Source organism: Clostridium sp. KNHs205, assembly GCF_000702945.1.
Lineage (GTDB): Bacteria > Bacillota > Clostridia > Lachnospirales > Lachnospiraceae > Anaerocolumna.
The window spans coordinates 514,440-534,948 of the sequence record NZ_JNLE01000005.1 but is presented as its reverse complement, the minus strand read 5'-3'; the positions used below and the strand labels follow the sequence as shown (position 1 = coordinate 534,948).

Sequence of the window (20,509 nt, the reverse complement as noted above, 5' to 3'; positions counted from 1 at the left end):
CAAGGTATATCAGATAGGTTTCTTTTTCATGGAATAATATTTTTCTTTCGGCTTACCTGACAGTTCATAATAACCAATACTCGATAGGAAGGGGGGATCTGGCCTGGAGTTTGAGAAGCAGGTCATATCGGGGTGTTATGAATTGCCAAGATGAGTATATAAAAAAGAGAAAGGGGTTAATTTATGAAACAGTTAAAAAAGATAATTGGGGTATTATTGTCACTGGCATTATTGGTAACAATGATACCGGCAGGAACCGGCACTGTAAAGGCTGCTGGGGGGAAAAACATTGTTGCTTATTTCCCTAACTGGGGAATTTATAACAGTGCCCACCGCTCTATGACAGTCGGCATGATTCCCTGGGATAAGGTAACGGTTATTAACCACGCCTTTTTTGAAGTGGATTCCTCCTTTAAGCTGGCATCTACGGATACTTTTGCTGATTTTGATAAGATGATGGAGCATTCGGAAGGGTGGGATGCCAACCAGCTGAGAGGACATTTCGGAGAGTATAAGTATTACAAGAACCTTTATCCCAATGTAAAAGTAATTATCTCTGTCGGCGGCTGGACAAGAGGGCAGAACTTCCATGCAATGGCCTTGACATCCTCTGGCAGAGCAGTATTCATTCAAAGTATAGTAGATTTTCTGAAAAAGTATCCTTTTATTGACGGAATCGATCTGGACTGGGAATACCCCGGCGTTAACAGAACGGCAGACCCCAATGACCAGTATGACAGAGGCTGCCCGGGAGGACCGGAGGATAAACAGAATTTTACTTCCCTTCTTCGTGAAATACGCCAGGCTTATAACAACAATGGTTTAAGCGGTAAGCTCCTGACAATTGCAGTACCCTCCGGTTATGACAAGCTTGCACTGCAGGAACCGGATGTATATGCACAATATCTCGACTGGTTAAATGTTATGACTTATGATATGCACGGAGCCTGGGAGACTACAACGAATCATCAGTCGCCCCTCTATGCAAATCCCAATGACCCCTCAGCGACTGCACCGGTTGATATTAAGAATAAGTATAATACCGACGCTGCTATGAAGACCTTGCAGCAGGTTTATAAGGTACCCGCTGAAAAATTGTATGTTGGAACCCCGTATTATTCCAGAGGCTGGAAGGGTGTTACCGGAGGAGTAAACGGTATGTATGGAACAGCCACAGGTGCAGCAACAGGCACTTGGGATAACCCTCAATCACCCGGAGGGCAGTATCCGTATTTCACCTTAAAGACCATGGAGAACCAGGGTGGTTATGTGAAATACCGTGATGATACCTATACCAAAACCCCCTGGTTATATAACGCTGCTCAGGGAATTGTTCTTAGTTATGAGGACACCACTTCCTTAAGTGCAAGATGTGATTATATTAACAGCAATGGATATGGCGGATTGATTCTGTGGGAAATCTCTGGGGATACCAGTGACTATGAATTAACTACCCTTGCCCATCAGAAACTAATCGGAAATACTACACAGACTGTTGCAACCCCGGTCTTTCAGCCGGCAGCCGGTATTTATACCAGTGCGCAGACTGTAACGATAACCGCTGCCACCTCCGGTGCAGAGATCCGTTATACCACAGACGGGTCAGAACCTGTGGCTTCGTCTTCTCTGTATTCTTCACCGCTTATGGTAAGTGCCACAACAACCATTAAGGCAAAAGCCTTTAAGAGCGGTATGAATAATTCTGCAACGGCAACAGCTGTTTATACGATAAGCACTGGTCAGACAGTGGCCTCCCCGGTATTTAGCCCGGCTGGAGGGACATATTCAAGTGCTCAGGCAGTTACTATTTCCTGTGCCACTTCCGGAGCACAAATCCGTTATACTACCGACGGAACTGAACCTGCCGCTAACTCTGCTTTATATTCATCTGCTCTTACAGTAAGTGTTACCACTACTATAAAGGCAAAGGCATTTGTAAGCGGCATGTCTGATTCTGCAACCGTTACCCAGACTTATACAATCAGCTCTGTTCAGACAAATGCCTGGGCAGCCGGCACCGCTTATAAGGTCCTGGATCTGGTAACCTATAATGGAAAGACATATCAGTGTATTCAGGCGCATACAGCCTTATCCGTATGGACTCCCGATATTGTCCCGGCATTATGGAGACTGGTTCAATAATTATACTGTATGAAATAAGAAGATTCCTAACAATCAGAAAAGTAGGCTTTGGGCTTAACTTATAGGAGGAGATTATATGAAGAGTATTAAATTGGTAAAAGCAACAGCTATTATAATCATGCTGGTGATGGTATTTTCCCTTTCATCCAATGCTGTTGTAAAAGCAGCTTATCCCGCCTGGCAGGCAGGAACAGCATATAAAGTCAATGATATTGTTTCTTACAGCGGAAGTAACTACAAGTGTATACAGGCACATACAGCACTGACCGGCTGGGAGCCGCCGGTTGTACCGGCACTTTGGGGATTGTACAACGGCGGGGAGACTCAGACAGTGGCAACACCGGTACTTAGTCCGGCAGGCGGGACTTATACAGCCTCTCAGAGCGTGACGATTACCTGCTCTACGGCCGGAAGCACCATCCGTTATACTTTAGATGGTAATGAACCTACGGCATCTTCCACTGCCTATACAGGTGCAATAACCATTTCGGCTACTGCCACAGTAAAAGCAAAAGCCTTTGCCTCCGGTATGAATGACTCGCAGACAGCTTCTGCCACATATACCATTAATAAGCCGGATACCGTTTCAGCTCCGGTATTCACACCGGCAGCAGGAACTTATTACGGGAATCTGAATGTGACATTAACCTGTTCCACAAGCAATGCAACCATTCGCTATACAACAGATGGCACCAACCCGACAGCCTCCTCCAAGGTTTATACCGGTGCCATAGCACTTACAGCAACAACTACTGTAAAGGCTTATGCAACAGCCTCAGGTTTGAAGGATTCAGCTGTTGCTACGGCAGTTTATACCATATCAAAGAACCAAACCGGGCTTCCTGCTCATATTCTGACAGGATACTGGCAGAACTTTGATAATGGAGCAAAATGTTTAAAAATCAGCGATGTACCTCAGACCTATAACATTATAGCAGTGGCATTTGCATCAGCAACAGGCAATGCCGGTGAAGTCACCTTCGCACTGGATTCCAGCCTTGCTTCCAAGCTGGGAGGTTATACAGAGCAGCAGTTTATCAGTGATATCGCAGCAGCCAAGACAAAGGGTCAGAAGGTAATTATTTCCGTAGGCGGTGAAACCGGTACGGTAAGTGTAAACAATGCCTCTGCAGCCACTAATTTTGCCAACAGTGTATATGCACTTATGGTAAAATACGGTTTTGACGGTGTTGATATTGATTTAGAGAATGGTATTGATGCAACCTACATGACCTCTGCACTTCGCCAGCTTTCCTCAAAGGCAGGAGTAGGATTAATCATTACAATGGCTCCTCAGACTCTTGATATGCAGTCTGTAAACTCCGGTTATTTTCAGGTGGCTTTAAATATCAAGGATATACTGACGGTAGTGAATACACAGTATTATAACTCAGGAAGTATGTTAGGGCAGGATGGAAAGGTATATTACCAGGGAAGTGTTGACTTCCTGACAGCTCTGGCAGCCATTCAGCTGGAGAATGGACTTCGTCCTGACCAGGTTGGACTTGGACTGCCTGCTTCCACAAGAGGAGCCGGAAGCGGCTATGTATCACCCAGTGTTGTGAATTCTGCCCTTGATTGTCTGACAACCGGTACCGGCGGCGGTTCCTACAAACCACCAAGGACATATCCGACACTTCGCGGAGCAATGACCTGGTCAATTAATTGGGATGCCAGTAACAATTATGAATTTGCAAATTCAGTCAGTGCTAAATTAAAGACTCTTCCGTAACTGATAATGTGATTTCAGGTATATTACAAAAGGTTTTCGTTTAATTATTTAAAAGTATATTAGATAAATCATAATAGCAAAGCTTATACCCATTTCTGTCAATGCCAGAGAGGGGCATGGGCTTTGTTATTTTTGATTAAATAATATTTAGTGGTTTATTATGAATTAAGCTAGTTCTATCATCCTATTTTCATAGGTATATAGTCTGTGATTTGTAATATTAATCTCATGAAATGTCGAAATATAATAAATAAGCCAAATTAGGAGTATTAATCATAGTAGGAACAGTTAATAACTTAAATTAACTAACCGTGAAACTTAGGGATGCGGCAGGCTAAAAGGAGATTTTGTGCTATTATGGATGTTAAGTATATAAATACTATTTTAGAAACTTTCAATGTTACTTTGGAACAATTCGGTGTAAATAATATTAAAAGATGTAATATTCAAAAGAAAAATAAGATGCACGTGAATTTAGACGTATCTACAATTATATGCTTTCAAGGGGCAGTACAGGGGGATATAGCTCTTTCAATGCCTCTGGATACTGCAAAAAAATTAGCATCAATTATGATGATGGGTATGAGTATTACTTTTATGGATGATATGGCTAAAAGTGCAATAGGTGAAATATCCAGCATGATAGCTGGAGCTTCGGCAACAAAACTGTCTTCCTTTGGGGTAGCAGCAAAGATTAATCCTCCCAGAGTTATTTTTGAAAATGCTGAGATTAACGGGTTTGAAACTATTGCCATTGATTTTGAGACTGATCTTGGGAAAATAGAACTTAATATTGGGTTGAATATATAAGATCAGGTAAGTTTAAATAAGAAAAATGTTGCAGCATACCGTATGGAAATTGATACTGATATAAGGATATAAAATATTATATGGATGCATCTGTTTATCTAATAAATTATTTTTTATTAGACAGATACATATTTTTTTGTCGTTTATAGATATATTATGGTAATAAATAATAAAAGTATTAAAGTGATAATGATTTTCTTATTAAATTGTTTAATTATATTGAGCAAGTTCAATTTATCAAATATATGCTTACTAGCAATTAATCATAAAAAGCAGAGATTTTTATTCATTCAATTATATTAGAAAAATAATATAAGGTACCTTAAAAAACATCTTGACAATAATGAAATTCAGATTTATACTTTTGATTATAAGGTACCTTAAAAAACGAAAGGAGTTAACCTGTATGAATGAAAATATCTCTGATACACTGTTACAACAAATACGAAGTTGCACAAATTTGGTTCACAGGCTGATTCACAGCGAGCACCATTTTAAAAATCCGGATGCTCAAAATAATATTGGTCGTGCACAAGGGATTGTTCTGAAAATCTTAGCAGAAAAGGATGGCATGACACAAACGGAAATTACAGAAAAGTTGGATATCCGCCCTTCTTTACTTGGAGAACTTGTTATGAAGCTTGAAAAGAATGGGTATGTAGAACGTCGTCAAAATGAAAATGACAAGCGGGTCATTAATGTATATTTAACCGAAAAAGGGCGAGAGTTCGAAAAAGAGTTAATCAATCCAAGGCAGAAGGCGGCTGAAACCTGGTGTGCGGGTCTGTCTGAAGAAGATAAAACACAGCTTTCTGAGCTTTTGAACAAGCTGATTCTTTCCATGGAAGATGTTCTCACGAAAAATGGGGATGAATTTTCAGGAAGAGAGATGCCGTTTGGGGGTGCTTTCCCTGAAATGGATTCCGAAGGATTCTCACATCATGGCCATAAGGGAAGACAGCATGGAGGCCCGAGGGGAGAATGGAGAAAGAACTTCAGATTTTAAGTCCTTTATGTGGGTAAGAAAGAAAAACATTATTTTACTGTTATACCAATAGCTTATCTGAGAAGTGTTTGTACCAATTAAGATGCTGACTATATTTTAGTTGGTACATTATTTAACTAAAATAGGTAGAATTCTACCTATCAAACTTATCAAATTAGGAGAATCTTATGAAAAATTCAAATTCAAACTCACTAAAAGCTTCTGACCCATCACGTCTGACGCCTCGTTTAAGAATGATTCTAATGGTCGTTATAATTGCGGATGTTCTTGACCTTATGGATTCAACCATTACCAATATAGCCGCTCCCTCCATTGTGCAAAGTATTGGTGGCGGAGAACTATTGATTAAATGGCTCACTGCAGCTTATGCTTTGGCTATGGGAGTGTTACTGGTTATTGGAGGACGTCTGGGCGACAGGTATGGAAAGAGGCGTTTATATTTAATTGGAATTATTGGATTTACACTGGCATCGGCTTTTTGCGGATTCTCTGTCAATCCGACTATGATTATCATGGGTCGTTTGATACAGGGTGGTTTTGGCGCATTGCTGATACCACAGGGGATGAGCATCCTAATGGCGACATTTTCACGTGAGCAGTTTCCTCGTGCTGTCAGTGTATTTGGACCGATTATGAGCATATCCTCCGTTTTTGGCCCTATTCTGGCTGGATTTATCATTCAGGCGAATATCGGAGGTCTTGGCTGGAGACCTATGTTTCTTATTAACATAATTCTTGGTCTTATAGGATTGGTTGCTGCAATTAAATTATTACCCCATGATCAGCCTAACTCAGAGGAAAAGTTGGATGGCATAGGGACTTTATTGCTTGGAATTTCTATGTTGGGATTAATTTATGGATTGAATGAAGGTCCAGTGGCAGGTTGGACGATAGTACCTGTTATCAGCCTGTTAGCAGGAATTTTGTTTCTAGGTGCATTTGCATTTAGACAAATACATGCTTCTAACCCGCTCATTAAGCCGGAATTATTCAAGAATAAAGGATTTACCTCTGGTATGCTGTTAGGTCTTGCATTTTTTGCAGCAGTAAGTGGCCTGTCATATGTTATTTCTCTGTTTTTCCAAATGGTACTGCATTTGTCTGCTTATGAAGCTGCACTGGGTCTTTGCCCAATGGCAATTGGTATTGTCATTTCTTCGACTGTATGCCGACCACTTTTAAATAAAATGGGGCGTAAAATTGTCGTGATCGGACTTGGCTTAACACTGTTTGGTGCTTTTGTACTCTGGATTACCCTCTTTTTAAAAGGAGCTACGGCTACAGCACTAATGATGGCGCCGGCTATTATGATTATTGGTGCAGGTATGGGGGCTTGTTTCAGCAGTATTTACGATGTAGCTCTCGGTGATCTTGCTCAGGATGAAGCCGGCAGTGCAAGTGGTTCATTGAGTGCTATTCAGCAACTGGCTTCAGCAATAGGCTCTGCTGTCGTTGTAACACTTTTCTTTCATCTTCAGAGTACAGTAGGTGATAGCAGGGCTATGGAATACTGCGTTTTAATTGTAGCTGCCATAGTTGTAATTGGTCTTTGCCTTGTATGGCTTATGCCCAAATCAATTTCTTTAGAAGAAGGAGTAGAGTAGTAGACAGTAGACACTATATTACTTTTGGGATACAATAAGTAGAGATAAACCTAATTGAAAGGGAGTGCACCATGGACAATAACACACGTATCCCAAATCATGATTTTTATATAAAGAATATTGCTCACGCTCTACGATACCAAATTGATCAAAAACTCACCTATTATCATGTCACAGAACCTCAAGTCCGCCTTTTGGGACATATACAAGGCGGTCAAAGAACAGGTCATGAAATTAGTCGAAAGTATTTAAGTGAGGCAATGCAGATTTCAGGGCCTTCTGTTACCAGTTTGTTAAACAGTCTGGTAAAGAATGGTTTTATTGTCAGGGGTTCAGGAATAAAGGATGGTCGGACCATGCACCTCGTCCTTACTGAAAAAGCCACGGATGTGATGAAAGATACAATGTATATGTTGAATGAGATATCAGATGCCTTACTGGCTGGTCTTTCAGAAGATGAAAAATCACTTTTTTTAGGATTTTTGAAAAAAGTTTATGAAAATGTCGGCCAAAATTCGCATATATAGAGGATAGTATTTTGCACCTTTAGAAAAGAAGGGATTGATCATATGGAACAAAAATTAAATTATTTAAGAGAATATAATGAAGAAATTTGCCTGGTATCTGGTAAGGAAGTTAGAAATATTAAAGAAGGCTTAATACCAGAAGTTTGGCGTGAAATATTCAACAAGGAGAATATAAATGATAGAAAAGAAGCGCTTTTAAATCTTTGGAGAAAATATATAGGTACTGAACTGCATAATACAATAGCCTACTTATCTGAATTTCTTGAGGAAATCGAAGTTATGAAATGTAACAATATATATTCCATCCTGTATACAGTTAGAAATCCTAATGGCGATGTTTTATATTATGAAGGTAGAAATCCACTAGATGAGTTTGAGAATAGCGAATTAGAGAAACGCTGGGATAAGGTTCCTGTTTCACTGAAAAGCTTCTACCAAAATGTTCATAACGGATTTTATTATTATGCCAGTGAATCAATGGGATTGGTACCCATCGCATCAGTCACATATTTGGGGAATGATGATCTGGAGTGGAGTATTATCGATGAGTTAGAGGAACCTATGCAAATTGACTTGAACACATCTTTTGGTTTCTTTAGCAATGGTATGGGCTCATATGTAGTAATTGATGTTGCCAACTGTGAAGAAAATAATGCTACATTTTGGTCAGCCAAAACTCAACCTAAATATAATATTAGTTTCTGGCGTTATGTTGATGAATGGATTGTTATTGGATTTCAAGTATAGGACTCAAGTGGTATAGAGAAAGAAGAAGCTGGCTCTCCTAAATTAAGAGCCAGCCTTTTTATATTAAGAAGCAAAGTTTCATTAGTTTAGATTCTGTCTTGACCTTATAACTAAATCAAATGATATTCTTTCAATAACTTTTCAATATCTGTGCCTGCAATCTTCTTAAGTGCTTCTCCAAGGGCTGCCTTAACATTAGGATCAAGATTGATATCTGTAAGCTTCTTACCATCACTTAAGGTTGAGGTTGCATTGAGGAGATCACGAATATCGTAAGTGCTGCTCCATACTTCTGGTACACCACGGTCAATATTTAAAAGTGTGTAGACACTTTCCATAGCTGTACGGACAGAGTATTCTATAGTAAAGATTGTATCACGTGTTGTTTCAGCAAATTGACCAAGGAAAGCAAAGTTAACGCTGCCAGCCGGAATAACGGCAGGGCGGTCACCGGCCTCGCGGGGCATGAAGAAGGCAGTTATATAGGGCATCATACAAGGCACGGTGTTAGCACTGTTCTCTGCCATATCCTCAATTTGATTTTCCGGAACACCGAGGTGGTACAGCCACTCCATGCAGATCTCCTTACCGGTGCAATCACGCATAGGCTTTTTGATATAGTTGCCGGGCTTGTCGGTAAATAAACCATAAATCCAGCCAACCAACTGATCCTTGGGCTGATTACGGAAATGAGGCTGGCGGTTAAAGGTCCAGCTGAGCAGCCAGTTGGAGTCCTTAACGGTTACGATACCGCCGGTAACGACTTTACCGCTGAAGGGATCACGTTTGCAGATGTTCTGAATATAAGGAGGAATGCGGTTGTCTAAGGTCGTCACAGTTGCAGACATCCAATTACTTTGCTCTGCATCATAGCAGAATTTATCCGGGTGCCCGAAAGACGGATCCTGAGCCGCTATTTTACGCCACATATCCCAGCCGCCGCCTTGTTTGAGCTCATGATTGAAAGCAGCGGGAGTGTTTTGGTTACCGATAGAGGAATTCTCAACGCAACCACCGTTGGTGATAAACACCAGATCGTCTTCGGTCAAATCGATATGATCCTTCTGATTATCCCTGATAATATCTATACGGGTAGCGACTTTCTTATCGGTTTTGGTGTCAAATTGTATGTTCTCCACCTTGGTGCCGTAATGGAACTGAACGTTATGGGCATCTAAATACCTGATTAATGGCAGGATCATGGATTCGTACTGGTTCAGCTTTGTAAAACGTACCGCTGTGAAATCAGGCATACCGCCAATATGATGAACGAAACGTTTAATATACAACTTCATTTCCAGAGCACTATGCCAGTTTTCAAAAGCGAACATCGTACGCCAGTACAACCAGAAATTCGAATTCAGAACCTCCTCGCTGAATACTTCAGAAATACGTCTGTTATACAGAGCTTCATCCGGGGTAAAAAACAGCCTCATGATTTCTTGGGTGCCCTTGTCGGATAAACCAAATTTACCGTCAGTATGGGCGTCTTCGCCGCGGTTTACTGTTGCGCGCATGAGAGAGCTGTTTGGGTCATGCTTGTTGAGCCAATAGAACTCATCCAACACACTGGCATTCTCGACTTCCAAGGAAGGAATGGAATGGAATAAGTCCCACAGGCACTCATAGCGATTATCCACCTCACGACCACCGCGAATCACAAATCCGGTGTTGTCATATTCATATCCATCGCAGGCACCACCTGCGAGAGAATCCTTCTCTAAGATATGGATTCTTTTGCCTTCCATCTGTCCGTCACGAACAAGAAAAGCTGCGGCAGCAAGTGAAGCGAGACCTGAACCGATTAAATAAGCTGATTTAGATTCTACACCTTTGGGTTTTTCCGGTCGGGCAAGTGATTCATAATTTCCTTTAGAATAATACATAGTGATTACCTCCAGTTTTATGATTTCTTTCACTCACTATTGTACTATTTGCTGAAATTACTACAATAATCAATCATCTGACATTGATAAGATTTACATCATGTAGGCAATACTGTATATATTTTAATCATTTTTATGGATTTGATAAGTTTTCTTATTTTGATACTTTTCTAATGCTCGTGATACTTCTCCATGAATCAAAGTGCTAAGTTGATCTATAATTAATTGTGGATTTTCCTTCATATCCTTTTTGATCCAGTCCATAAGCAGGCCTACAAAGGCAAAATTATAAAAATTTGCTATGAACTTTTTGTCTGCCTCCGAAACCTTCATGCCGGCTGCTTTTTCTTCAATAACTCCAATCAGCAAATCATAAGTTATTGCATAGAAGTAGTCTTCAATTTTCTCTCTGCTGATAGAATGATAAACATTTGAAATAAATGGCTTGTTCTCAAGAACCATTTGAAAGGTTTGCAAAAAACCCTGCTGCCAGGTCTCATATGTTTTTTTACCGTTAATTGCTCTTGCCGTTTCTTCTATACAGATCCATTCAATTAAATCATAAATATCCTTGAAATGATAATAAAAGGTCATGCGATTAATGCCACAATCATTTGCAATGTCAGAAATGGTGATTTTGCTTAGTGGTTTTTGAAGCAGTAGTTTTTTGAGGGAGTCTTCTAAGGCTCTCTTTGTTATCTGTGACATTCTAAGAAACCTCCTTGGTGGTGTCTGACTAATACTAAATAAATTCTATTAGAGTAATTACTCTAATAGTTATCATACCATAAATTGCTAAAATCTACCATCGGAATTAAGGTGGAAATAGAAAAATAAAAATTTTTGGTTAAATTGAGGCATTTTCCTTTTGGCTCAAAGGGATGTTCATGCTTAATGTTTGGCAGCGTGCCTGCATGTACCAGGGTATTTTAATAAGCTGCAAACTGTGGGGTGTTTTTATTTTTGAGGTAAATCAGTTTTTATATTATCTTTGTTTGTAGTTAAATATAGCATGTTGACAATACCACTAATATGTGATACTATATAGTAGTAATAAGTAATACTGAATATCTGTATTACTGAATAGTAGTGATACGCAATTCTGTATTTCGGTATTGTTTGATAGTTGTAATGATTATTATAGAATATCAAAATAACAGAGTAAAGAATACTGAAACATGAAGACCTTGAGACCTTGAGACCTTGAGACCTTGAGACCTTGAGACCTTGAGACCTTGAGACCTTGAAACCTTGAAACCTTGAAACCTTGAAACCTTGAAACCTTGAAACCTTGAAACCTTGAAACCTTGAGACCTTGAAACCTTGAAACCTTGAAACCTTGAAACCTTGAAACCTTGAAACCTTGAAACCTTGAAACCTTGAAACCTTGAAACTTTGAAACTTTGAAACCTTGAAACCTTGAAACCTTGAAACCTGAAACCTGAAACCTGAAACCTGAAACCTGAAACCTGAAACCTGAAACCTGAAACCTGAATACTGGAGGTGATTAAATTGGAAAATATCACAGAAATGTTAAAGGGTGTACTGGAAGGCTGTGTTCTTGAAATCATCAGCCACGAGGAAATCTATGGTTACGAAATCACAAAGCGGCTGAATGCACTGGGATTTTCGGATGTTGTAGATGGGACAGTTTACACCATTTTGGTGAGGCTTGAGAAGAATAAGCTTGTAGATATAGAAAAGAAACCATCCGATATGGGTCCACCCCGAAAGTTTTTCACCCTCAATGATGCGGGACGGGAGGAACTGAGAAAATTTTGGGAAAGATGGAATTTTGTATCATCAAGAATTAATGAGCTAAAGGAGAAAGAACAATGAATTTTTGGGAGAAAATCACAGGAAGTGACATGACGAAAGAAATGAAAATATTTGAAGAACGAGCTGCAAAGCTGCCCATTGATTTTCAAGCAGCATGGGAAAAAGTTAAAACAAATCTTTGGACACACTCCGATTTCTCCGGCCGCAATCTTATGCCAATTCTTGAGGGAGTGCTTGGACTGCTCGAAGAAACGGCGGCAGACGGTCAGAGTGTTCAGGAGGTTTTAGGAGAGGATATCAAGGGTTTCTGTTACGCATTGGTCGGTGAAGGAGAAGCAAAATCCTATCGTGACAAGTGGCGCCAGCAGCTTAATAATACTATTACTAAAAAGTTAGGTAAATAGAAGGATTGTGTGAAATACAGGATACTTTATATGAAAAAAAGCAAATTTCATACGAAAAGAAGGACATTTTATACGTAAATTTTTGCCTGCAGCCCAAAGTTTGCAAGCTTTAAGAAAGGATTGGTTAATTATATGAGTATACAAGAAATTATTGAAGGTAAAAGGGAATGGAAGGCGCACATGAACCGTGTCAAAGCGCTTCCCCAGGATTATCAGATTGTATATAAAGAGATTCAGAAATATTTGTTTAAGGTTGGCCCTGTAGAGATAAATGAAGGGACAGGTTTGCTATCGGGGATTATTGATCTTTTTACAGAAGGTGCAGCCATGGGGAAAGGCGTGCTCGAAGTGACGGGAAATGATGTGGCAGCTTTTTGCGACGATCTAATCAAAGATTCAAAAACTTATGCAGACATCTATCAGGAATCGGTTAACCAGGAAGTTAGCAAAGCAATGAAAAAAGCAATAGATAAAACAAAGTAGAAGAGAATATTGCAAGGGGTGCAAAATGTATAAATACGAGTGGATATTATGCCCTGTCTGCGGCAGCAAAACAAGACTTAAGATACGTAATGATACCATGCTTGAAAACTTCCCGCTATTTTGTCCCAAGTGTAAGCAGGAAACAATAATCAATGTAAAACAATTAAATATCTCAGTTATCAAAGAGCCAGACGCTAAGACGCAGAGCCGATAATATGTGAGTGAAATCACTGTTGTCGGCTCTCTTTTTATTACCATAAGCCAAGGGGCAGGGGGCTTATTGCTTATCATGTCCTGGCTGCATAAGGAGCCAGGCGGTATTTAGCTTATTAATAAATGAACAAAGAGACTGTGGTCGGATACCTTGAAAACCATCAACTGGTAGGAGGTTTAACCAGTCTACAGTATCTAATACAAGTATAGCTTATACCATAAAATTGGTAAAAAAAATATGCTAATAATACGAGGAGGAAAGAAAATGGATAAAAATATTATTCAAATTAAAGGGGTCAAAAAAAGTTACAAAACGGTAGAAGTACTAAAAGGAGTGGACTTGGAGGTTGAGCAGGGAAGTATCTTTTCATTACTGGGTTCCAATGGTGCTGGAAAAACAACGCTGATAAGAATTATGGCTACTTTGCTAAAAGCAGATGCAGGAAGTGTAAATATAGGCGGTTTTAATATTGAAAAAAGTTCAAAGGCAATTAGAGGACTTATCAGTCTTACCGGCCAGTATGCCGCTATTGATGATATTTTGACTGGTCGTGAGAATCTTCAAATGATTGCAAGACTTAGACATCTGAAATATCCAAAGCAGATAGCAGAGGAGTTGATTATGCGTTTTGATATGTCGAAGGCAGCAGACCGCAGAGTAGGTACTTACTCCGGAGGTATGAAGAGAAGAATCGATATTGCAATGAGCCTTGTGGGAAATCCAAAGGTTATATTCCTGGATGAGCCAACAACAGGTCTTGACCCAGAAGCACGCCTGGAAGTCTGGAAGCTTATCAAGGAGCTATCAGCAGCAGGGACTACAGTATTCCTAACAACGCAATATTTAGAGGAAGCCGAACAGCTTGCTGATAAAATCGCTATTCTTCATGGAGGAAAAATCATTGCTATGGATACACTGGAGGGCCTAAAAAAAATGTTTCCGCCTGTAAAAGTTGAATATGTTGAAAAACAACCTGCTTTAGAAGAAATATTTTTATCAATTATCGGTAAAAAGGAGGAGAAATAAATGGAATCCGGAAGCAAATATTTTTTTAAAGATATGAGTGTTATGTTTGGTCGTTCTATGCGCCATATTTTCAGAAGTATGGACACAATAATTACAGTTTGTATCACACCCATTGCAATGATGCTATTATTCGTTTATGTATTTGGAGGTGCAATCGAGACAGGTACAGGAAATTATGTCAATTATTTATTACCAGGTATAATGTTAATGGCTATCGGCAGTGGAATAGCTTATGTAGCTTACCGTTTATTTACTGATAAAGAGCGTGGTATCTTCGAGCGTTTTCACTCTATGCCCATTGCCCGTTCTACTGTTCTATGGGGGCATGTATTAACATCATTGATTTCAAATGGTATATCAGTATTAGTGATTATACTTGCTGCATTGCTTATGGGCTTCCGTTCTATGGCAGGCATCTTGGAATGGCTGGGGGTATTTGGAATTCTGGGAATTTTTACGATGGCTTTAACCTGGATTGCTGTTATAGCAGGGCTTGCGGCCAAAACACCGGATGGGGCAGGAGCATTCTCATATCCAATCATATTTTTGCCGTTTGTCAGTTCTGCCTTTGTACCAACAGATACTATGCCTTCTGTAATACGTGCTTTTGCTGAAAATCAGCCTGTAACACCTATCGTAGAAGCTATCCGTAATTTACTGGAAAATCAGCCGGTAGGAAATGATATCTGGGCAGCCCTTGCTTGGTGTTTGGCAATAATTGTTGTTGCTTATATCTTTGCGATAAGAATTTATAAAAGACTGTAATGTTTTAATACCGGTCCTGGATGATGACCTGAGATTTATTTTTATTTTGGAATTGCCGAAAAAGATCTAAGGAATAGAAAATAACAGTTAAGTCACTAGAAAAATACAATAAAATGGCGGAGAGGTGGAGTACTATATTTATTCCATAACCTCTCTGCCTTTATTATTAATAAACCCTATTATCCAGCTTATCATAAACTGAAACAATGATTGTACTGATGGTTCCGGTATCTTTACTAATCTTTAGGGAAATACTTACATGATGTTGCCGATATAAGAAAAAATCAGAGTCAGCTTCGGAGGATTTCTCATGTTCGGTAAACCCCTTTTCTTTCAAAAGAGGTGTTACATCATTTAGGGTTTGTCCTATGGTTATACCATAAATATGATATGGTATTGTTGTTAGACTGATCTTTGCAAGGCGGTAGTCATTACTATCATAGGGATAATTAAAATAAATCCCTTCAACACCATTTTTAGCTTCTTCCGCAAAGTCAGGAAGAATATCAGAAGCTCCTTCAGATTGCTGGTCTTTTCCTGTTTTGCTTGAGAAACCCAGAAGCTCTAATCCGCCGAAATCGCTGTTTTGATTGATATCTTTAACCAGTTCCAGGGTTTTATTGTATTCTTTCAATTCTTTTTCTCCATTTTTAGCTTTATTGTTCTCGGCAATAATATTGGTTCCCACCAAACAAGCAATAATAACGACTACTGCCAGTATGACAATAAAAATGTATGGTTTCATTAGATATACTCCTTAATTGGATGGTCTGGATACTGCTGCAAATGCACGGGCATCGCGTTCAACTTCTTGCAGATAGTAATCATAATATGTAACGCTCGGATCATTAAGAGATTTATAATTACTATTATCCCATTCCTTGCGAAGACTGTCAGGCACACCATATTTTTTCGGATTTCAGGATATTTCGACCTATAGGCTTTAGCCATTCTAATCCCTCCTCATTATATTAAGATAACAGTATAGCATAAGTAAATTATAGTATATATTTGTAATTTATGTAATTATTTTTTGTTTTTATCATTTAACAAGGAAAAATGACATTAAAGTCCCTCTATATCGTTTATGATTAAGCTTAGCGGAAATTTAAGCTTTTTTATGTAAATAAGAAAGTTCCATAAGTAGAATGTATGATAAATTCCTTACTTAAAATACATAATTTGCCACATAAAGGGATAATAAAACAAAATATATTTGACAAATAGTGGAGATAAAGATAGAATTATAAAAGGAAAAAATATACAGCTAAGAATTGTATAACTTATCGTAAAGGGTATTTACAATTCTACAGGATATATGACTGGCAACCAAATCAGGATTAACCATTTCAAGCAAAGATATTGTGAGGAGGATAGATAATGATCTATGACCTATTAGAGGATGCGGTAAGAAAGTGGGGTAACAAGCCAGCGGTTATATGTAATGGCAGCACAAAAGCCTATTCGGAATTAAGCAATATGGTTGAGCTCATAACGGACGAATTAAAAAAATACAAAGGGACAGCAGATAATAATATCCTCCTGGCAATGGACAACAGTATGGAGTTTGTGGAAAGCTTCTTTGCAATCAACAAAGCAGGGGGGACCATTATTCCATTGTATATGAATATGGGAGAAAGCAAACTGAAAAGTATTATTGAGCATTATGAAATCAGGTGCATTCTTACCTTGAAGAAATATAAGAACAAAATAGAGCTTGCCTTAGAAGAGTCGGTAAATCATCTGGAAAAAGTATTTTACATAGAGGATACTGGCAGTTCTGTAACAATAGAGACGGTTGATTATAAACCTGTATTAACAGACAAGCCATATTACAGAGGCAACAGCCCCGGTATTATTTTATTTTCTTCCGGTACTACGAATCTTCCGAAAGGTATTATGCTCTCAAACAACAATATCATAAGTAATGTAAAAGCAATCTCAGAATATTTATCTCTGACCAGTGAGGAGAAGATATTACTGATGAAGAATATCAATCACTCCTCAAGCATTACAGGAGAGCTGCTGGTATCGATACATAACGGCTGCTTACTCCATATACAGACAGGATTTATTACGGCAGCCAACATAATGGAGGCAATCTCCAAGTTTAAGATTACCGTCCTGTTCGGTGTTCCCACTATCTTAACTGCTATGATAACCCATAGTGAATTTAATAATTTCGATATGAAATCCCTGCGCATCATTAATTTTTACGGTGCAAGCATGGCTATCCATAAAATAAGAGAATTAGCGGAGAAATTTCCTGAAGTGGATTTAATATATTCCTACGGACTTACAGAAGCCGCGCCAAGAGTGACTTATATTAAGCGGGAGGAGTTATTGTCCAAAGAGGGCTCCAGCGGTGTTCCCATAAAAGGAGTAGAAGTTAAGATAAGGGTTGACCAAAGAGAAGCAAAGGCCTTTGAGCAAGGGGAAATTTGCGTAAAAGGACCGAATGTTATGATGGGATACTACAAGAATGAAGAGAAGACAAAGGCGGTATTGGCTGACGGATATTTGCTTACAGGGGATTTGGGCTGGCTGGATGCGGAGGGCTATCTATATGTAAAAGGCAGAAAGGATAATATGATTATCAAGAGTGGTAAGAATATCTATCCTGAAGAAATAGAGGCTGTCCTGATGGGGTATCCGGGAATGAAAGAAGTGCTGGTCAGAGGAGAAGCAGACGAACTGGTGGGTGAGGAGATTATTGCTTATGTTGTCTCTGACGGGGAGGAAGCATTAAATCTCTTTCAGGTTCTGAAGCACTGTAAAAAAGCGTTAGAAGATTATAAGGTTCCGGGGAAGATATATCAGGTAAAGGAACTTAAGAAAACATTGAGTAACAAAATTATGCGAAAACAGGTTTTTGAGGAAGTATAAAAAATATAGAAGGGGTTGCCAGGTATAGGGGACTAAAGCCTATTAATTTATGGCATTATTGCAGCTTACCTGCAATATTTATGGTATAAGAATGAATACAGTTGATGAAAGATTGAAAACGATTATTTTAAGTACTATGAGAATCGGAATTGATTTGGAGGATATTGAAGAGGAGACAGATCTTATCAATGATTTATTATTTGATTCCATTCAGGTGTTACGATTAATCAGCAGAATTGAAGAGGAATTTGCTATTACCATTGAAAATGAAGATTCTCTGGTCGAGCTTGTGCAAAATTATGGATTATTGAAAGGATTTATTGAAAAGACGGTAACAGGTGATTCAAGGTGTTAACCCAAAAGGAAAAAGAAATACGTAAGCTGCTAAAATTCCTGGATGTGAAGAATGACTATTATCATGAGCTATTTCAAAAAAGCAAGATTAATTTAGAAAGTGACATAGAAGATATATTCTATAAATTACCGGTTATAACGAAACAAGACATCAGAGAACATTATAATGAATACCTGTCAAAACTTGACTTGCCCCAATTCAGCGAATTTACCAGCGGGTCTACCGGAAAGCCGGTTAATTGCGTAAAAACAAGTGCGGAACGGACCACTGCGGGCATTAATGTCTGGAAAAGAAGGCATCAATGGGATAAAGAGGCAGATATCAATAATTATATTTATCTCTATGATAAAAGTACATATCGGAAAGTCGGAAATCTGCTGAACTTCGAGAAGAACAATATGATTAAATGCTTCAAGCGGTTAATGGAGCAAAATCCAAGATGGTTGTCCGGTCCTATTTCCAGCTTTGAAAGATATGCAAAACTGATTGAAGCAGGTGAAGCAGAGTATTCCTATGGAAGTATTAAGTTTCTGGAATTAGCAGGTGAATATGCATCAAAAGAACAGCGGGAATTCGTAGAAAAAGTATTTGGTGCAAAGACCATTAATCATTACGGAATTATTGAAAGCTGGTGCATTGCATATGAATGTCCCTGCGGGAAGCTTCATGTCCAGAATAATTTATTTTATGTTGAGACCAGAAAACCAAAGCAGCAATTCGAGGATCCTGAGATTGGTGAGATAACTATAACAAGTTTCTATAATAAATTAATGCCGCTGGTAAGATATAATATCCAGGATTATGGAAAGGTAACCATGGAACAGTGTGAATGCGGGGAGACCTCCCAGATCATAACCTTGTTTGGCGGGAGAACAGCGGATATTATTGTTGGCACAGAGGATGTATTAGGTGAACTGTTTTTTAAGAGAGGTATCTATAAACTAATTGAGCGCTATGGAGATTGCGTGGATGGCTTCCGTGTGGAGCAGACAGGTTTAAAGGAATTTCTTGTCCTGATTCAAAAGGGACAAGAGTTTAGGGAAGAGATGTCAGAGATAATGACCAAACATATCAAAAGCGGTCTTGGAAAAGATGTTAGGGTTCATTATGAGTATGTCAGTGTAATTTCCCCTCTACAATCTGGTAAAATGAAAATTTTTTTCTCACACATAAAAGAATCGGAAGGAAGGATGCCATGAATACGTTCAAACCACAGCATACGGATACCTATAATTGCCTTGAAGATGTGCTTGAATGCTTAGCCACCAGTTATCATCGGGAACATATGTTAATGTTTGCGGATGCCTGGGATTTTTCTTACTATTCCGGTGATGGAACAAAGATCGGTAATCGGATAGAAGCAGGAGAATATAATGCCTGGAGGAATCTGGAGATAAACCATGGCATTCAATCTAAATATCATTTTACCTCAGCTATGGATAAGCAGTATACCCTGTTAACCTCCAGTCTGCAAAAGGATAGTCCGGTAGTTTTATGGCTGGATGGATATTATGTGCCTTGGACGAATGTTTATCAAAAGCTTCATTTGAAACATTTCATCATTGCCGTGGAGCAGTTGGATGAGGGAACTATTGGGGTCATCGATCCCTATTGGAATCGTAAAATTAATATTTTTAAGAAAGAACTATTTTACCTGTCAAAAGCAAAGTGTATCACTTCCTGCTGTGTGGAGGAACCGGTTATTGTACCGGAAGTATTGGTGGGTAAGGCAGTAAAAAAACTAATGAAAAAAGAGCATCATGCATTTAACAATATGCGTGGTTTTGCAAATGAAATCGCTGACAATCTGGATCTCACAAAGGAGCTTGAGAATTTTGAAATGCTGATATATAACTGTCCCCTCTTCATGCAGCTGGCAGAGGTGTTTTTTCGAAGAAAAAATTACGCTAAGCTGCTGCATTATCTTGCAGTTAATTACAATAAACCTTTTATGGAGGAGTGGTCCGGGGAAATGAATCTCATCGGAGAAAGATGGGAAAGCACCAGGGAAATACTGGTATGTATTGCCAGAGGTGAACGCAGCATAGAGGCAGTTCATGAATTTGCAACTGGTGTATTGCAGCTGGCTGACAGGGAAGAAGAGCTGGCAATTTCCATGAATCAGAAACTGAATTAGCGGAGG

Annotated in this window: 20 protein-coding genes; 17 read left to right on the top strand and 3 right to left on the bottom strand. The window is 39.1% G+C overall.

The genetic code is table 11. The features are described from left to right. Positions 1-183 precede the first annotated feature (183 nt). The 7 genes from BR73_RS0121990 (at position 184) to BR73_RS0121960 (ending at position 8,568) form a co-directional block, all read left to right on the top strand. On the top strand, positions 184-2,142 hold the full coding sequence (locus BR73_RS0121990; RefSeq protein WP_033168022.1) for a glycosyl hydrolase family 18 protein: 1,959 nt from the start codon (positions 184-186) through the stop codon (positions 2,140-2,142). A 76-nt stretch (positions 2,143-2,218) separates the two neighbouring features. Continuing rightward, positions 2,219-3,874 (top strand): chitobiase/beta-hexosaminidase C-terminal domain-containing protein, encoded by a 1,656-nt coding sequence (locus BR73_RS28455; RefSeq protein WP_033168021.1) that lies wholly within the window; start codon positions 2,219-2,221, stop codon positions 3,872-3,874. A gap of 357 nt (positions 3,875-4,231) precedes the next feature. Further along, positions 4,232-4,684 (top strand): chemotaxis protein CheX, encoded by a 453-nt coding sequence (locus BR73_RS0121980; protein WP_033168020.1) that lies wholly within the window; start codon positions 4,232-4,234, stop codon positions 4,682-4,684. A 406-nt stretch (positions 4,685-5,090) separates the two neighbouring features. Then, the gene (locus BR73_RS27805; protein ID WP_051685485.1) at positions 5,091-5,690 is read left to right on the top strand and encodes a MarR family transcriptional regulator; all 600 of its coding nucleotides are present in this window, start codon (positions 5,091-5,093) and stop codon (positions 5,688-5,690) included. Positions 5,691-5,857: 167 nt separating this feature from the next. Further along, the gene (locus BR73_RS0121970; RefSeq protein ID WP_033168019.1) at positions 5,858-7,294 is read left to right on the top strand and encodes a DHA2 family efflux MFS transporter permease subunit; all 1,437 of its coding nucleotides are present in this window, start codon (positions 5,858-5,860) and stop codon (positions 7,292-7,294) included. A gap of 71 nt (positions 7,295-7,365) precedes the next feature. Further along, positions 7,366-7,821, top strand: a complete 456-nt coding sequence (locus tag BR73_RS0121965) for a MarR family transcriptional regulator (protein WP_033168018.1) — start codon at positions 7,366-7,368, stop codon at positions 7,819-7,821. A gap of 42 nt (positions 7,822-7,863) precedes the next feature. Next, positions 7,864-8,568, top strand: coding sequence for an SMI1/KNR4 family protein (locus BR73_RS0121960; RefSeq protein WP_033168017.1), 705 nt, complete (start codon positions 7,864-7,866; stop codon positions 8,566-8,568). 110 nt (positions 8,569-8,678) lie between these two features. On the opposite strand, the gene BR73_RS0121955 is transcribed toward BR73_RS0121960, so the two are convergent. Together BR73_RS0121955 and BR73_RS0121950 are read right to left on the bottom strand one after the other, a co-directional pair. Continuing rightward, the gene (locus BR73_RS0121955; protein ID WP_033168016.1) at positions 8,679-10,454 is read right to left on the bottom strand and encodes an oleate hydratase; all 1,776 of its coding nucleotides are present in this window, start codon (positions 10,452-10,454) and stop codon (positions 8,679-8,681) included. A gap of 123 nt (positions 10,455-10,577) precedes the next feature. After that, positions 10,578-11,162, bottom strand: coding sequence for a TetR-like C-terminal domain-containing protein (locus BR73_RS0121950; protein WP_033168015.1), 585 nt, complete (start codon positions 11,160-11,162; stop codon positions 10,578-10,580). A gap of 804 nt (positions 11,163-11,966) precedes the next feature. Between BR73_RS0121950 and BR73_RS0121945 the strand changes: the two genes are divergently transcribed. From BR73_RS0121945 to BR73_RS0121925, 6 genes are all read left to right on the top strand, one after another. Next, a complete protein-coding gene (locus BR73_RS0121945) occupies positions 11,967-12,293 on the top strand; it encodes a PadR family transcriptional regulator (protein ID WP_033168014.1) in 327 nt (108 codons plus the stop codon). After that, positions 12,290-12,637 carry a DUF1048 domain-containing protein gene (locus BR73_RS0121940; protein ID WP_033168013.1) on the top strand — a complete coding sequence of 116 codons (348 nt, stop codon included), beginning with the start codon at positions 12,290-12,292 and terminating at the stop codon, positions 12,635-12,637. Before BR73_RS0121945 ends, BR73_RS0121940 begins: the two co-directional genes overlap by 4 nt. Positions 12,638-12,769: 132 nt before the next feature. Continuing rightward, on the top strand, positions 12,770-13,120 hold the full coding sequence (locus tag BR73_RS0121935) for a DUF1048 domain-containing protein (protein WP_033168012.1): 351 nt from the start codon (positions 12,770-12,772) through the stop codon (positions 13,118-13,120). 25 nt (positions 13,121-13,145) lie between these two features. Beyond that, positions 13,146-13,334 (top strand): cysteine-rich KTR domain-containing protein, encoded by a 189-nt coding sequence (locus BR73_RS28450; protein WP_081848834.1) that lies wholly within the window; start codon positions 13,146-13,148, stop codon positions 13,332-13,334. A 264-nt stretch (positions 13,335-13,598) separates the two neighbouring features. Further along, positions 13,599-14,360, top strand: a complete 762-nt coding sequence (locus BR73_RS0121930; protein ID WP_033168011.1) for an ATP-binding cassette domain-containing protein — start codon at positions 13,599-13,601, stop codon at positions 14,358-14,360. Continuing rightward, the gene (locus tag BR73_RS0121925; RefSeq protein WP_033168010.1) at positions 14,361-15,125 is read left to right on the top strand and encodes an ABC transporter permease; all 765 of its coding nucleotides are present in this window, start codon (positions 14,361-14,363) and stop codon (positions 15,123-15,125) included. It begins immediately after the preceding gene. A 166-nt stretch (positions 15,126-15,291) separates the two neighbouring features. Here the strand turns inward: BR73_RS0121925 and BR73_RS0121920 are convergent, their stop codons facing one another. After that, positions 15,292-15,870, bottom strand: a complete 579-nt coding sequence (locus BR73_RS0121920; RefSeq protein ID WP_033168009.1) for a hypothetical protein — start codon at positions 15,868-15,870, stop codon at positions 15,292-15,294. 635 nt (positions 15,871-16,505) lie between these two features. Between BR73_RS0121920 and BR73_RS0121910 the strand changes: the two genes are divergently transcribed. From BR73_RS0121910 to BR73_RS0121895, 4 genes are read left to right on the top strand one after another with little or no spacing between them, the layout of a single operon-like run. Next, a complete protein-coding gene (locus BR73_RS0121910; protein ID WP_033168007.1) occupies positions 16,506-18,011 on the top strand; it encodes a class I adenylate-forming enzyme family protein in 1,506 nt (501 codons plus the stop codon). A 49-nt stretch (positions 18,012-18,060) separates the two neighbouring features. Beyond that, positions 18,061-18,366 (top strand): acyl carrier protein, encoded by a 306-nt coding sequence (locus BR73_RS0121905; RefSeq protein ID WP_033168006.1) that lies wholly within the window; start codon positions 18,061-18,063, stop codon positions 18,364-18,366. After that, on the top strand, positions 18,360-19,565 hold the full coding sequence (locus BR73_RS0121900; RefSeq protein ID WP_033168005.1) for a phenylacetate--CoA ligase family protein: 1,206 nt from the start codon (positions 18,360-18,362) through the stop codon (positions 19,563-19,565). The genes BR73_RS0121905 and BR73_RS0121900 overlap by 7 nt, the downstream gene beginning before the upstream one ends. Continuing rightward, positions 19,562-20,503 carry a BtrH N-terminal domain-containing protein gene (locus tag BR73_RS0121895; RefSeq protein ID WP_033168004.1) on the top strand — a complete coding sequence of 314 codons (942 nt, stop codon included), beginning with the start codon at positions 19,562-19,564 and terminating at the stop codon, positions 20,501-20,503. Before BR73_RS0121900 ends, BR73_RS0121895 begins: the two co-directional genes overlap by 4 nt. The last annotated feature ends 6 nt before the right edge of the window (positions 20,504-20,509 follow it).